This is a genomic window from Proteus sp. G2626 (genome assembly GCF_009915985.1).
Lineage (GTDB): Bacteria > Pseudomonadota > Gammaproteobacteria > Enterobacterales > Enterobacteriaceae > Proteus > Proteus vulgaris.
Window position 1 is genome coordinate 1 of record NZ_JAABNH010000016.1, and the last position, 14,231, is coordinate 14,231.

A 14,231-nucleotide genomic window follows, 5' to 3' on the forward strand; every position below is an offset into this window, starting at 1 on the left:
AAAAATTGCCCGTCATGGAAAGAGGATATGATTGGTCGAGGTCTGGCGTGGTTACGTGTGACACTCACGTTTGACCAAGAAAAATTCCCTTATGGATTACCCAATGTGAAATGTGAAGTTTGGGGAAAACATCTGTTTGATCCTCGCACTGGGCAAACCGAGTGGAGTAATAATGGGGCTTTAGTCATTTTGGATTATTACCGCCATTATTTAAAAGTACCTGATACAGATATTGATTTTGACAGCTTTAAACAGGCGGCCGATTTATGTGATGAAAAAGTGAGTCTACCAGAAGGTGGATTTGAGTCGCGATATACCCTTAATGGTGCCTATGACTTAAATGAGAGTCCATCGAGTGTCTTGGAAGCGATGCACAAATGCATCAACGCGGAACCGACATTCACCGCAGGAAAACACGGTATTCAAATCGGTGCTTATTATGGGCCGGCAATAAAAACTATCACCGAATCACAATTGATTGGCACTGTCACGTGTACCCCTGAAACAGGTTTAAAAGACGCGACCAATGCGGTGTATGGCACGTTTATTGATGCTGAACAGTTATACACAAAAACGGATTTCACGCCTGTGATTGTAGACGAATGGGTGAAAGAGGATGGCTTAGAAATTCGGGAGAATATCGACTATCGTTTTGTCACCAGCCCTTATCAAGCCCAACGATTAGCTCGCCAATATCTCCGTAAAAAGAAAGCAGGAAGACGGGTTCAACTCACGATGAACTTAGACGGCTATGCTTATCGTCCGGGGGAAGTTGTGCTTTTAGAATTACCCGCTTTGGGGATTAGTGGGCTTGAATTTCGTATTGCCGAATGGGCATTTCATGCTTTAGAGGGTGTGGCTTTAACGTTGGAAGAGGATGGTGCCTATTTATATGAAGATGTGATTGGCAAACCGTTTGAGCGTCCACCATTTGTGAGTTTACCCACTGGTGGTGTTGCTTCCCCTATTAATCTTACCTTTGTTCCACTTGCCGTCAGTGACATCGTACAAGGTACACTTTCTTGGCAGAATGTGGCGTATGATGTGCGTTATAATACGGTTAATATCCTTCAAAATGGTAAAGTGATTCAATCTATTCAAGTGCCGGCTGAGCGTGTTGATATTAACGGATTAGCGCGAGGAACTTATCGTGTTGAAGTTAGAGCAACAAATGTGGCTGGCGCAATGTCGGCACCCGCTATTAGTGATTTTGCTATTCAAGCACCACCACCTCCTGAGCACATTGATGTCACCTCTGGCTTATTTAATCTGACCATTGCACCGAAACAAGGCGATGGCGCTGTCTTTGGTTATACCTTTGAGTTTTGGTTTAGTGAGGAAAAACTCACTAATCTTTCTGAAAATGAAGTGATCACCAAAACAAATAAAGTTGGCCAAGGGAATTTCTGGACGCAAGAGAATTTAAAAGCAGGGCATACGTATTATTTTTATGTTCGAACAATCAACAGCTATGGCAAATCACCGTTTGTGGAAGCTTCGGGTACTTGCTCTTCTCAAACGGATTTAATTCTTGAGGAATTAGCGGGGCAAATTAGTCGAGATCAACTCACACAAGACCTATTGGGTGAGATCAACAGCAAAGCTAACCAACTCGATATTACTGAATTACATGAGTTGATGAGGATAAATCACGACAAGATTTTATCTGAGTTGGTGAGGCATGGAGCAACGATTGAAGAAAGTGAAAAAAAACTGGAGGAGGCAGGAAAATTATTAGCTGAGCGAATGAACCAAGTTGCAACGGCAACAGAAGCACAGGCCGCCGCAATTAAACAAGAGCAACAAGCACGCATTGAGACTGATAAAACTGAAGCACAACAACGACAATCCTTAGCCACTCAACTTCGTGGTGATTATACAGGCAATGATTTATCGAAAGTCACCGCAGGACTTATCTCCGCCGAGAAACAAGCACGTGTTACAGGCGACCAAGCAGAAGCGAAAGCCAGACAATCATTGGAAACACGGATGAATGGGAATGTTTCCGCTATTAATAAATCATTAGAAACCCTCACCTCGAAACAGCAAGCACAAACGCAAGAGATTTCAACGCTCAATTCAAATCTTAAGGGGAAAGCTGATAGTAGTGCGGTAAATGCATTAAATACACGAGTATCTAATATCGATGGCAAAGTGACGTCTGCAACCTCTCAGGTACAAACGTTATCCAGCAAATTAGATAAAGTGAAAGCCGATTTAACGGAATCTGTGGTGGTGGATTTAGATTTATCTAAACTCAATGAAAACACCTATTACCCGGTTATTTTGCCTTTAGTAACCTCTCGACGTTATGCCTTTAAGGTTTTTAGAACCTTAGGGCAATATTCAGATAATAAACCCAGCTATGCGACTCACAGCACCAAAGGTTTTGCCATGATTGTGGAATGGCAAGTGAGTGGTTCTGGATGGGGAACTCAGTCTGAAAACCGCATCATTGATAATTTTGATTGGAAATGGACAAATCAATCCCCTGTGATGGGGCCAGCTCAATTAATGAATGGCTCTGTGGAATATATCTATTTGCGAGGAGGGGCTAAATATCAGCTCACTAAGCATAAAAGTGTTAACCATCAAATTATCACCAGCACTTACACTAATAACAAACAATCGGTGGCACCAAAAGGGTTTGTGGCGAATGATGTGCCTAAATCGAGCGAACAGAAAGCTAATGCAACGGCGAATGCGGTAAACCAACTTGAAACTAAAGTGACCGAGGTTTCAGGAAAGGTGACCTCGACCGCCCAACAAGTGACTCGTTTAGAAAGCCAAGTGGGTACAAGTTCAGCCAAAATAGAACAAACTTCGAAAGTGGTCACAGACATAAATGGCAAAATTTCGGCATCATGGACGATGAAAATCCAACAAGATAGCAAAGGGAATAAAGTCATTACTGGCATTGGCTTAGGGTTTAATGCACAAGGAAATAGTCAATTTCTGGTCAATGCCCAAAACTTTGCGGTGATATCGTCATTAAATGGCAAAGTGGTGACACCGTTTGTGATCCAAAGTGGACAAGCTTTTTTCAATGATGCGTTATTTAGCAAGGCAACCATTGATAAATTATCAGTAGGCAAAAAGATAACCTCCACTAATTATTTAGCGGGTAAGAAAGGATTTAATATTGATGCCACAACAGGGAATGTGGAATTAAATGATGCGGTATTTCGTGGACGGTTAGATATTAACTCAGGAGGAACAAAAGGGCGGTTAGTGATCACGAATAATACTATTTATGTTTATGATGAAAACAATCAGTTAGCGGCAAAAATAGGTTATTTAGGGTAGAGTATGAAGTTTATTGTTTTAATTACAGCATTATTATTGTCAGGGTGTACCTCTGGATATAAAAAAGTCGATTGCCAAGGTGTTTACCAAATAAAAACTTTTCACCATCAACAACCTGTATTGGTGAAGTTTGATAAAAAGAGAGAAACCATTAAAGGGCCTCTTTATCATGCTGTACCTCAATTAGGATTTAAATTCTTAGGAGGATGGGTATCTCCTGATGCCGTAGAGGATTTCTCATGTCGTGGGGAATAGAGATATATGAAAAAGGAAAGCCAATAAAAATCACAGGGCGTTCGTTTATTTTTGACCAAATAGCGGTCACTCAAAATGGCAGTAAAACTTACAATAATATTCCTAAAGGGCGGTCATTGGCCGCCTATATTGTAGCTAGAAATCGAGGTTCTTATTTCACTGTTAGAGTCGAGAATAATAAAATTTCGTGGAATTCTCTACGCGGTAGTCAAGCAATTAATGGAATTATTATGGTACTAATTAAATGAGTAAATATGGTGCATTATTTTTTAATCAGGGAATTACCGAAGAATTAACACCTTATGAATCAGCCGTATTTTTAAAGAAGATAAAAACTAAGCCGGGACTAATTAAAGTTATTGAAGGTAATAATAACGCAGTGCCACTTATTTTTATTCGAGTTCTTAATTCTTCTAATCCATCATTAGGTGGATTATCTGAAGTAATTTATGAGAACAATGCGTGGTGTGTGAATTTAATCGATACTATTCAAGGCAATTCAGCAGAATATGAGCTCTATGTATTTGTGAAGTCTTCTTATCATATTTCACTTCATCCTCAAAAATGGGGAATTCAAATCTATCATAAAGGCGTTATTACACACGCTTCAAGCCAAAGACCGCTTAATTTATTAGAGGGAAATAACTTTGTACTCACAGGAAATAATTGGAATGGCGTGGATGTCGGTTTTCCTTGTGCGGTATTAATCACAACAATTGGGCATATTGGAATGATGGATTCGATGGGAGGAAAAACGATTAGAGTAACCCTCTGTGGGCGAGGTAATCGTATTATCCCTCATTCCATGATAGTAGCCGGACAGATGTCAACAACCTCACTAGGAAAGCAGTATTTTTATATCGATGTAAGGGAGTATGGTGGGGGATAGAAAGGGTTTAGATGGTTAGTTTAGTTATTGAGTACGAAAGACCATTAAATAAAAGTATATATTTCTTTGTGGTCGGCTTCGTGCTATTAACGGACCAATTCCGATCTGTTTTTATTTTAGTCTTTACAATATACCACTAAAAATTATTGATAATAATTTTCAAATCAATAAATTAAATTTCTGTCACTTAGTGAGCTGATAGTCCGGATTTTGCCAAGGAACTGCATTCTCTATTTTAGAAAAAACCGTTGATTCAGAACTATTTTGACATTAACTTTAAATGGATATAAATACAGAAAGAATGCAAGATAATTTCCGACTTGCGGTTATGCTGCATTCTAGTATGCGTTAGGTATTTTCAAACTAGAAGAAATTCATGAATCCAATAATTATTGATGCAGCCACTATATATGATCCTGCTCGCTTGCTTGCAGTATTAGCCTCTGTTGATATTAGATACTCTGAAGTTTGGGTATCCCAACGATACGATCATTTCAAAGAAAAGGATTTCTTAACTGGATGGGGTACAGATGACCGCATTGGGCTTCTTCCGGCGCTAGATGGGAGCTATAAAGCAAAACCCTTAGAAACTCCGTCCCTTGATACGAAATTAAATCCAAAGCATTGCGATACAGGGCCACAGATACTTCGCTGGGCTCTTGATAAAGGTATAGTTGTACCTAAAGATTTGTTTAAGCTTGAAGAGCTTGCTATAGAGCTTGAAGAGAAAAATGGATTAGCAAATCTTTCAGAGGCAATAATGCTTGGTCCACCTGCCACTTACGATTTAAGAGCTGGCGAAGAAAGAACCAAGGAGTATTTGAAAAGAACAGGGAAAGAAAGCTTAGGACCAGAATATGCCTGGAGGTTAGAACCATATGGAATTGGGCACGGTTTTGGTTTGATGTTGGCTGCAGCGGAAGAATACTCAGTGGAGCCATTTTTCAGTCATCCATTTTTTCGAGATGGAATTTCTAGATATAACTATACACATTATAAACGTGACAAGTTTATTGGCGAGTTATCCCAGGCCACTGTGAGCGAAGAAAGAGGCGATGTTGAAATAGGTAACTCCATCATAGAGGCAAAGAACCTCTTAAAAAGTCCTGAGTCACTTACCCTTGCAGAAGTAGCTTTCTATTTGGATCAAAAAGAACGTATTGACTCTATTTCAGGAATCATTACCGCTTCAAAAGATCTCGAAAGTCGTGGGAAAGATATTGGTATAATAGCGAGTAAATATGTTGGTACTGTAGCTGCCGATACCTTGCTTTTCGGAGGTCTACCCGTATCAACGTCAATTGTTTCAATATATGATATCGGAACAAGATTCTTTAAACCGAGAAAGTAGTCATTGTGGTATTTAATTATAATCGCTAGCTTTGTCACTATCCCTATAATGGCCTTAGCCCAAAATAATTTAGAAAAACTCGTTTAAGTAGCTGTCCACATTATTTTAGTAAGAACAGCACAAAATAATTGCAGGCTATCGGACAGGTTATTTCCGGAACTACAGATGTGGTGTAAAGATTAAGGATTAAAAAGTGAAATTTGAACGAATCTACAAAAATATTACTGGTCTTAGCTGTCCAATATTCGGAATCCAGTGGAACGCGCCGATCATAGAAGCTGACGAAGCAAAACATATTATCTTATTTCTTGAAGATAAGCGTGTTTTATTCAATTCAGCGGATATGGAGAATGCAAATCATTGTGCTCAAAGTGTTATTCAAATTAGGAATGAATTAACCAATGCTCTTCAGAGTTTGCCAAGTGATTCTATTTTAGCCAGGTCAATTAAGAGCATGAGAAGAGCTTGCCAAGAATTTAGTGACAAACTTGGGCATCCAAAATTTTCGCAATTTGAATACCCTGTGCAAGTATCCATGCTTGAGCGAGAACTTTTCAAATTAAGAGGAAAGTGCGGCATCTCCGTAGCAAAAATAGCAGTTTCCTATGGTATCGATATTGATGACGGATTGGCTAGTATTATACCTTTTAACAATGCAGAAAATACGTAATGATGCGTATCAACATTTAGCTAGTGTGACTAGACACCTTTCAAGATACGCTCATGTAGCGTTACTGCGGATTTAGTTTAAGTAAGATACTCTAATTTATTACTAGCGTTAATTGTTATAACTAACCTATTATTTAATATAAATAATAGGTTTTAATACTTGATATCAAGCTTGATAAGCTTTCGAACACTTCAAATCACTTCCCCAAAACCACTCCAGCCCAAACTAAAAATCAACCAGTTACATACAAACCAAGATCACATAAAAAAAGATTATCACCCCCAATAATTATAATTTATTTAATAAGTTACTTAATTATTATGGGTATAATGTTACGCCACATGGGTTGGACAGAAGCCGCTGACTTAATCATTAAAGGTATGGAAGGCGCAATTGCCGCTAAGACCGTAACTTATGATTTCGAACGTCAGTTAGAAGGCGCTAAACTGCTGAAATGTAGCGAGTTTGGTGACGCGATTATCAAACACATGTAATTGTTGATTTGATAAATAGTTAACGGGAGCTTATTAGTTCCCGTTTTTTATTGTCAATCTTGAAACGGTTATCAAAAAGTTATCAAAACGAATTATCAAAACTAGCTAAAACCTCTAAATTTATATGAGTTATTTTAGGTGAAAATGAGCCAATTATCCTTGATAAGGAGAGCGAATTTTAATTTATAATTTTTTATGGAGCGAGAATATATATCTATTTACGAAAGATTGGATATAAAAATTACTCTAATTCAAGTATGGCTTTATTGATAGATAATACATAGTTGATCACAGGTATTGGATATATATCTGGTATAATACATAAAAAGTATCTCCTGCCTGAAGGGATTTTCTTATGTCGTATGTCAGTATTAATGATTTCAAATTACTAAATATTAAATGCCAAAAATATTTTGACCTTTTCAGTAAAACAAATGCATTCACTAATCCTGTTATTGATACTAAACTTCAACAAAGATTTGGGTTTTACCTGTTTATGCTTGAATCTCTTTGTAATGAAAAAGATATTGATAAGATAAGTAATTATATTACTGATACAGAATATAATACTTATTTAACAGGTGATCGTTATGATGACCATGGTATTGATGCATTTTTCATTGATGAGGAAAATAAAGAGATAAAATTATTCAACTTTAAATTTCGTGAAAAATTTAAATCAGATCAAAAGCAAAGTTTTAATGAAGCTTTTATTTCTACTAAACTAGTCAATTGTATAATGAACGAAAGCATAGCTGGTTTAGATGGAAAGCTTAAATTATATGTTCAATCTGTCAATGAAATGCTTAATGGTAACGATGTTTGGAAGCTTTCGCTTTATATGATCAGTAATGAAATGGTTCCGATAGAGCATGACGAGAGTGCCATCCAGCAACTAAAAAGTTTTTATGACATGGAAGTGATATCGATATGTTTGCCTAATATTGCTAGTATTATGTCAATAAGGCCGGCTCCTATTAATGCTGAATTGATAATCGATAATGATGCATTAATGTCCTACTCTGAAAGCTCAATATCGACATCAAAATCATATGTTGTTCGATTGAACGCTGCTGATGTGATAAGGATTACATGTAGAAATGTTGATCTACGTTTAGATCATAATTGTGAGAGTATTGAACAGTTAGCTGAAGAAAAGATAGATTTTAGTGTGCTGTTTGATAACGTAAGGGGTTTAGTTCAGCGATCACGATATAATGGAGGAATAGCCAAAACCCTTCGAGAGGAACCAGGGAAGTTCTTCATGTATAATAATGGTTTAACCATTGTTGCTAATGATATTAAAGCATATCCTGTAAATGGAAATAGAAAAGTTAGAATTAGTCTTACAGGCATTCAGGTACTGAATGGAGGTCAGACACTTAGGACTCTTCATGATTTTAATGCTACAGATAAATCCCACATTACGGAGTTTCTTTCAAAAAGCGAAATTCTTGTGCGAATTTTTAATGCTTCGAGTAGTGAAACTGCAAATAAAATAGCTGAGTATACAAATAGCCAAAACTCCATTTCAAACGTGGATCTTAAATCATTAAGCACATTGCAAATACAGTTGGAACAGCTACTAGATGCCCACGATATTATCTATTCTAGAAAAAGTGGCGATACTGGAATGGATGATAAAAAAGAATACCGTTATAAAATTAGCATGGAGCAGTTTGGCCAGATACTTTTTGCTATACAAGGATTCCCAGAGAAATCATCAAATCAAAAGCAACATATTTTTGGCAAGTATTACGATGAAATTTTTAGTGAAGTAAACTTTAATTTATCCGAGGCTCCCGAAATAATCGATTGTTACTTTAATGTTAAAAAAGCATATTCATTATCAACTGATAGTATCCAAAAAATAGAACAGAAAATTTTCTATATACTTTATATGCATAAAATTCGAAGTGATTTAAACTACGAACAATGTATTAATCTCTTAGAAAAAGCACTTAAGAGTTTTGATACGACTAATGTTAATCTAACAGATGCTCGTAAAATGATTCAAGTGCGCTTTAAGGATCATCTAAATTCGATTCTTCATTCAGAAGATTAACTAGGATATTCTCTTCTGAAAAATAAGGTTCGCTTCATAATTAAGCAGCAGATGATATTAGACCTTAGCAAGGTTGATATCATCTATAGTTTTACTGCGAAATCACTTTTCTAAAATAATTGGAATGAAACAGAAAAGTTGAAAAATTTAAAATAAAGAAATATGGTCTAGTCAGTATATTATGCTATATCTAGCATAATATACTGACATTCTTGTTTAATACACATAGAGTTTATTTATATCACTACTTTTATCCAATTTTTCCCTCGATCATCATGGTATTTATCTGTTTGAATTTGGTTTTTATGACCGAGTAAATCTTTAGTATTTATACCTTGTGCTCTATATAACCTTTCAGATAAAGATCGTTGTTCATGAAATGTTGCAGGTGTTCCTTCTCCCCAATCAATATCCGTTTTATTTCTCGCTTTTTTAAAGTTAGTCGTTAGCGTATTTGCAGTAACTTGATCACCACGTTTAGATTGTGAAGTGGTATGAAAATAATGAATAAGATAAGGGCTAATAACGCGATCACGACAACGAGCAACGACATCACGTAATGACATATTTAATTGTTCAGAACGTAGTGATAATGGAATAGCTAATTTAGTACCCGTTTTTTCTTGAGTAATATGTAAATGATCATCCCAAATATCATTAAACTTCATTGCGGAAATATCACCTAATCGTTGGCCTGTAATAAGTGCAAGCAACATGGCATTCCCAACATAACGATGTTGTTTATCAGCAATCTCAAATATCTTTTTCCATTCATCAAAATTAAGACGTTGGCGAGTTACTTTTCGTTTCGGTTGTTTAGTGGCGAGGGCAGGGTTATAACCAGGAGGAACTTCACCTGCATGTTGCGCTTCTTTAAATACATCAATTAAAACAGAGCGAATAACTTGTGCCATTCTGTGCTGACCATTAGATTTATATTCATCCAGAATTTCAGCAATATCTCTGGCATCAACAGCGGGTAATGGTTTCATGGATAAGGCTTGCCTCATTAAATCTACCGGCTTCCTTTTTTGTTTATAAGTATTCGGCTTTATATCACCTTCTTTTAAACGCTCTTCTTGAATAATCCAGTATTTATCCAACCAAGTATTAACCGTGATTTCTTTACCTTTTATTTTTGCCACCCGATCACCAATAGCCATAACTTGTCGGCTACGTTGTTCCGCTAACCTTGTGTTAGCTTCAATGGCTATTGCTTTCGCCTCGGCTTCATTATCACCGAGGGCATGATATTTACCTGTTACAGGATGGCGGTAACGCCAATAAACCTTGTTAGCTTTACGACTAAATAATGGGTAAAGATTAGGGATATTGACGTTATTTTTACGAGGTCTGGCAGCCATCTTTGAGGATCCTTTGTAAAATAGGGTTATCGTTGTTATTGATAACCGGTGATGTCAAATTACCGACAAGGTCGGCATCTTCTCTCACGCGCCAAATGCCACCTTCTTTCCTTGCTGGTGGGTAGAACAGGCCACCACGAGCATATCGTTGTAGCGTTCCTAACTTTGGTGGACGACTTTTATATCTTTCTTGCGCCCACTCCTCTAAAGTCAACATTTGCATATTTTTCTCTCCACACTGTCCGTACACAGTTTAAATAGATATTAGTTGATGCTGGTGGTTATTAGCCCTTTTTCTCTTTATAAAGTTCATTAAAACGGCGGAGGAATAAAGCTTTTGCTTGTGGTGGTGTTAGTGGGTTAACAACAAAATCACTTGCTGGAATACCTTCAAGCATTAACCAATTACTACCTACATCAATTTCTAAATCACGCTTTTCTGTGGCTAACATCATTAAGTCAGCAAAATGAACTGCATCAGATTTAGATTCAGGTAGCCCAAACTTTTTGCGGATCATCTTTTCTACACGTAATTCAATTAATTTATATTCAGGCAATAGCTTTTTAAGTGGTGATGGTAGGTCTTTGACATAAGCTTCACTGGCATCATGAAGTAGGGCCTCTAAAGCAAATTCAGGTGCAACTAAATAACTTGCATATACAGAATGCTGAGCAACAGAATAGAAATTATCAATCTGTCCATTAAAGCGACATTCATTAGCAAGGCCACTAGCAATATCTTGAATATCTATATCTTCGATCCGTACATCGAGATAATAGAAATGTTTATTTGTTGCTGTTGCAATATAAGACATTATTCTCTCCACACAATTTTTAGGTAATAAAAATCCCTCTCGAATTAATCGAGATTACATTTCCCTGGTGTTGCTAATAAAAAATAAAAATGAATTCACACTTCAAATATTGAGCCTGATTATTTTGCCACCTCAGGCGGTGGTGGTAATCTTGGAAGTTCCTACACAACCAAGAGAAAATAAAATGCAAGACAAAACCCTAAATGAATATCCTGACAATGTGCGTATTGCTGGTCTTGAAATGCTATTTCAACTATTAATATCCGCTCAATCTAATGAACAAAAAATAAAGTTTAGTACTACCGCTCTTGAGCTCATCAAAACTATTAAATTATCCTCAGATGAGGTTAGAATTAATGAACTAGAAGATTATTTAGCTAACACAATAGAAAGAGTAATAAGTTTATAATTCTTTAATCCCAAGGCTACTGGCTATTTTTTTAGAAGTAGCTTTTGTTTTTTCTCTATATTTTTTATCACCCATTAACTCAATAATTTTCTTGTGCTCGCATTTATTAATGCATTGAGCTTTATCTGATAATTGTTCTTCAAACGCGAGCGTTATAAATCTGCGAAACATAGTGCAATCTTTTAAGGTCCATTCACACTGCTCAGAGGATATTACTTTTCCTTTTGGTATATCGTTATGAGCATTACTGTGAGTGCATTTTTTTGCAGCATTTTCTAGTTGCGTTACAGACTGCAGTAAGCTTTCTTTAATATTTTCAATACTCACTAGCTAATTCCTCCCCACACAATTGTTTCTCTTCACACGTTCTCTTCACATATAAAAATCATTCACTTTGTATCTGAATAGTGCTTTTATTTGTGTACTCTGCTATTTCAGCATCCAGTTTTGCTAGTTTATCCACCAGCTCTTCACGTCTTGCGTTTAGCTCACCGAGAACTTTAATCGACGATAGTTTCTCTTCCATCCAATCAACAATATCTGCCTCAGTGAAATTAGCTGGCGGTATGATTACTGGTTCAGTTGTCATAAGTATTCTCAATAACTATTTAGTATGGATATTAGTAAACTTACATTTTAAGTCAAGAAAAAAATATAAGTAATCTTACATTTCTTTCTTTTTGTGAGGAGATTGGGATCAGTCTAGATTTATAATGACTTGTTTAACTTTACCAGCTATAACGCAGTCACCGTTTATTTGAATAGGGTTAAATTGTGGATTTAAAGGAGCTAAGTATTTGTTTGGTCCATCAATAATAAGTTTTTTAATAGTAGCTTCATCACTACCTTTTTGTTGTGCTATAACTATTTTTCCATTTATATCATCTAGATAACCATAATCAGGTTCAACTATAACCACTGCTCCTTCAGGAATACTCAACTCCCCGTTGTATGTAGTCATTGATTGACCTTTAACGATTAGTGCAAATGCTTTATCTGATAATTTTAAATTGGTATCAACATATTTGTAATCACTAGGATCTGATTCACAGTATGTTTCAGTCCATACTCCAGCCTGGACCCAACTAATGATAGGTATAGACTTATAAATAGCAGCTTGTAATTTAACATCATCCTCAGGAAGTCCTGTTCCGAACATTAACCATGTTGGATTACAATTCAAAACGGATGATAGTTTTAATAAACTTTCTGCAGATAAACCAGTGTTGTCACTTTCCCATTGAGTAACCGCTGACGCTGATATACCAACACGTTCAGCTATATCTTTTTGAGTCATTTTTAACTGTCGTCTACGCTGCTTTATTCTCTCTCCTACTGTTTCCATAGTTGGCCTCAAATTCACACTCGTCATGTAAGCAATCTTACATTTTATTGACATTAGTATCCTGCTACATTAAATTGTAAGCATGCTTACTTTGTGGGGAGTGTAATGCTTAAAAGTTTAGTTTTAGAACATTTTGGGGGAACGGTAAAAACAGCTTCGGCACTTGGAGTTTCTCATAGCGCTGTTTGTCAATGGTCGCTTATTGTTCCTGAAAAACAAGCCTTGAAAATAGATAGATTAACTAAAGGAGCTCTTAAATACAGTCCCGAATTTTATACAAACAATAACAAAACCGTTTAAAGCAGTTAACTACAAGAATTTATCAATGGTGGTAGGAAATGAGTAACCAATCAATAAAACAGGTAGTGAAAGAAATGTGTGAGGCAACAGCTGGTGGACGCGAGGCAATGGCTGGAGCACTTGGTCTGTCTTTAACGTCATTCAACAACAAGCTTTATGAGAAAAACGGTTGTCGCTCATTTGATTTAAACGAGTTGTTAGCGATGCAAGATATTTCTAAGACCGTTTTATTTGCTGAATTTGTCGCTCGTGAATCAAATCGTTTACTCGTTGACCGGATCAGTCCTGCGGAACTGGATGAAACAGAATTGTTTGTACTGCGTAGCGGTGTTGACGAAATGCAGGGGCGTTTGGCGTTATTGATGAAAGATAGCTTGGCTGATGGCGTTATTGATAACGAAGAAGAACAGAAAATAAAAATGATGCTGGATGGATTAATTTCGCAGATCCGCACATTTATGAATGCGTTTGTTTCGTTACATCAAAAGAGAAATTAAAGATGGCTATATCAAGAAAGGGTGAAGCCAAAGGTGTACGGCCTCTGGCTTCGGTTTGCAAATTTCAATTGTGTGAAGAGAAATTAGCATGAGTAGATTAGCGCATTTAATACCTAAAAAGCAATTCCGTTGTTTACCACTGACTAACGGTAAGTCATTTCGCTATGTAGAAATCATAGCGTCTGACGAACAACCAAACAACTACCAACAAAAAACAGGTTTGGTAGATAGACAGTCGCTTAAAAAGGCATGGGCTGATTTTTATTTTTCAAGTGGAGAGCGGGGCAATGAACAATGAGAACCCAAACCAACTTGATCGCTACTACAAAAATCACAGGGGTATCGTTGTTCATGTTGTTCGTTATGACAGAGAAAAACAGTGTGTCATTTTTATGCTTGATGGTTGTGACGACCCACAGTGTGAACCCTTGCAACGATTCAAAGAGAAGTACACACGTATTAAGTAATGAG

General features: G+C 36.7%; 19 protein-coding genes. 13 read left to right on the top strand and 6 right to left on the bottom strand.

Annotation, left to right across the window (positions count from 1 at the left end; all coding sequences use genetic code 11):
- The 8 genes from GWJ05_RS07785 to GWJ05_RS07815 all read left to right on the top strand — a co-directional run.
- Positions 1 to 3,306: phage tail protein (locus GWJ05_RS07785; protein WP_161681270.1), on the top strand; the 3,306-nt coding region annotated here is incomplete at its 5' end.
- 3 nt (positions 3,307 to 3,309) lie between these two features.
- Positions 3,310 to 3,561: a hypothetical protein gene (locus tag GWJ05_RS07790; RefSeq protein WP_161681271.1), complete on the top strand. Its 252-nt coding sequence runs from the start codon at positions 3,310 to 3,312 to the stop codon at positions 3,559 to 3,561.
- The gene (locus GWJ05_RS07795) at positions 3,546 to 3,809 is read left to right on the top strand and encodes a hypothetical protein (protein WP_161681272.1); all 264 of its coding nucleotides are present in this window, start codon (positions 3,546 to 3,548) and stop codon (positions 3,807 to 3,809) included. Before GWJ05_RS07790 ends, GWJ05_RS07795 begins: the two co-directional genes overlap by 16 nt.
- Positions 3,806 to 4,450, top strand: a complete 645-nt coding sequence (locus GWJ05_RS07800; protein WP_161681273.1) for a hypothetical protein — start codon at positions 3,806 to 3,808, stop codon at positions 4,448 to 4,450. Before GWJ05_RS07795 ends, GWJ05_RS07800 begins: the two co-directional genes overlap by 4 nt.
- Before the next feature lie 376 nt (positions 4,451 to 4,826).
- A complete protein-coding gene (locus tag GWJ05_RS07805) occupies positions 4,827 to 5,801 on the top strand; it encodes a hypothetical protein (RefSeq protein WP_161681274.1) in 975 nt (324 codons plus the stop codon).
- Between the two features lie 193 nt (positions 5,802 to 5,994).
- A complete protein-coding gene (locus tag GWJ05_RS18420) occupies positions 5,995 to 6,471 on the top strand; it encodes a DUF6650 family protein (RefSeq protein WP_202612562.1) in 477 nt (158 codons plus the stop codon).
- Between the two features lie 317 nt (positions 6,472 to 6,788).
- Positions 6,789 to 6,965 (top strand): isocitrate/isopropylmalate family dehydrogenase, encoded by a 177-nt coding sequence (locus GWJ05_RS07810; RefSeq protein WP_258867261.1) that lies wholly within the window; start codon positions 6,789 to 6,791, stop codon positions 6,963 to 6,965.
- A 355-nt stretch (positions 6,966 to 7,320) separates the two neighbouring features.
- The gene (locus GWJ05_RS07815) at positions 7,321 to 9,030 is read left to right on the top strand and encodes an AIPR family protein (protein ID WP_161681275.1); all 1,710 of its coding nucleotides are present in this window, start codon (positions 7,321 to 7,323) and stop codon (positions 9,028 to 9,030) included.
- 236 nt (positions 9,031 to 9,266) lie between these two features.
- On the opposite strand, the gene GWJ05_RS07820 is transcribed toward GWJ05_RS07815, so the two are convergent.
- The 3 genes from GWJ05_RS07820 to GWJ05_RS07830 all read right to left on the bottom strand — a co-directional run bounded on the left by GWJ05_RS07820 (position 9,267) and on the right by GWJ05_RS07830 (position 11,209).
- Entirely contained in the window at positions 9,267 to 10,394 is a 1,128-nt protein-coding gene (locus GWJ05_RS07820) for a site-specific integrase (RefSeq protein WP_161681276.1), read from the bottom strand.
- Positions 10,375 to 10,617 (bottom strand): excisionase, encoded by a 243-nt coding sequence (locus GWJ05_RS07825; RefSeq protein ID WP_036894694.1) that lies wholly within the window; start codon positions 10,615 to 10,617, stop codon positions 10,375 to 10,377. The genes GWJ05_RS07820 and GWJ05_RS07825 overlap by 20 nt, the downstream gene beginning before the upstream one ends.
- A gap of 61 nt (positions 10,618 to 10,678) precedes the next feature.
- Entirely contained in the window at positions 10,679 to 11,209 is a 531-nt protein-coding gene (locus GWJ05_RS07830) for an HD family hydrolase (protein WP_161681277.1), read from the bottom strand.
- Positions 11,210 to 11,360: 151 nt separating this feature from the next.
- Between GWJ05_RS07830 and GWJ05_RS07835 the strand changes: the two genes are divergently transcribed.
- Positions 11,361 to 11,618 (top strand): hypothetical protein, encoded by a 258-nt coding sequence (locus tag GWJ05_RS07835; protein ID WP_161681278.1) that lies wholly within the window; start codon positions 11,361 to 11,363, stop codon positions 11,616 to 11,618.
- Here GWJ05_RS07835 and GWJ05_RS07840 read toward each other — a convergent pair.
- From GWJ05_RS07840 to GWJ05_RS07850, 3 genes are all read right to left on the bottom strand, one after another.
- Positions 11,613 to 11,945, bottom strand: coding sequence for a hypothetical protein (locus GWJ05_RS07840; protein ID WP_161681279.1), 333 nt, complete (start codon positions 11,943 to 11,945; stop codon positions 11,613 to 11,615). The two genes, GWJ05_RS07835 and GWJ05_RS07840, sit on opposite strands and share 6 nt — an antisense overlap.
- A gap of 58 nt (positions 11,946 to 12,003) precedes the next feature.
- Positions 12,004 to 12,207, bottom strand: a complete 204-nt coding sequence (locus GWJ05_RS07845; protein WP_161681280.1) for a hypothetical protein — start codon at positions 12,205 to 12,207, stop codon at positions 12,004 to 12,006.
- 108 nt (positions 12,208 to 12,315) lie between these two features.
- Positions 12,316 to 12,963 carry a LexA family protein gene (locus GWJ05_RS07850; RefSeq protein WP_135022259.1) on the bottom strand — a complete coding sequence of 216 codons (648 nt, stop codon included), beginning with the start codon at positions 12,961 to 12,963 and terminating at the stop codon, positions 12,316 to 12,318.
- A 105-nt stretch (positions 12,964 to 13,068) separates the two neighbouring features.
- Here GWJ05_RS07850 and GWJ05_RS07855 point away from each other — a divergent pair, with 105 nt between their 5' ends.
- The 4 genes from GWJ05_RS07855 (at position 13,069) to GWJ05_RS07870 (ending at position 14,227) form a co-directional block, all read left to right on the top strand.
- Entirely contained in the window at positions 13,069 to 13,263 is a 195-nt protein-coding gene (locus GWJ05_RS07855) for a Cro/CI family transcriptional regulator (protein WP_135022261.1), read from the top strand.
- 38 nt (positions 13,264 to 13,301) lie between these two features.
- A complete protein-coding gene (locus GWJ05_RS07860; protein ID WP_109400941.1) occupies positions 13,302 to 13,760 on the top strand; it encodes a YmfL family putative regulatory protein in 459 nt (152 codons plus the stop codon).
- An 88-nt stretch (positions 13,761 to 13,848) separates the two neighbouring features.
- The gene (locus tag GWJ05_RS07865; RefSeq protein ID WP_109850088.1) at positions 13,849 to 14,058 is read left to right on the top strand and encodes a hypothetical protein; all 210 of its coding nucleotides are present in this window, start codon (positions 13,849 to 13,851) and stop codon (positions 14,056 to 14,058) included.
- Positions 14,048 to 14,227: a DUF4222 domain-containing protein gene (locus GWJ05_RS07870; protein ID WP_161681281.1), complete on the top strand. Its 180-nt coding sequence runs from the start codon at positions 14,048 to 14,050 to the stop codon at positions 14,225 to 14,227. The genes GWJ05_RS07865 and GWJ05_RS07870 overlap by 11 nt, the downstream gene beginning before the upstream one ends.
- Positions 14,228 to 14,231 lie beyond the last annotated feature (4 nt).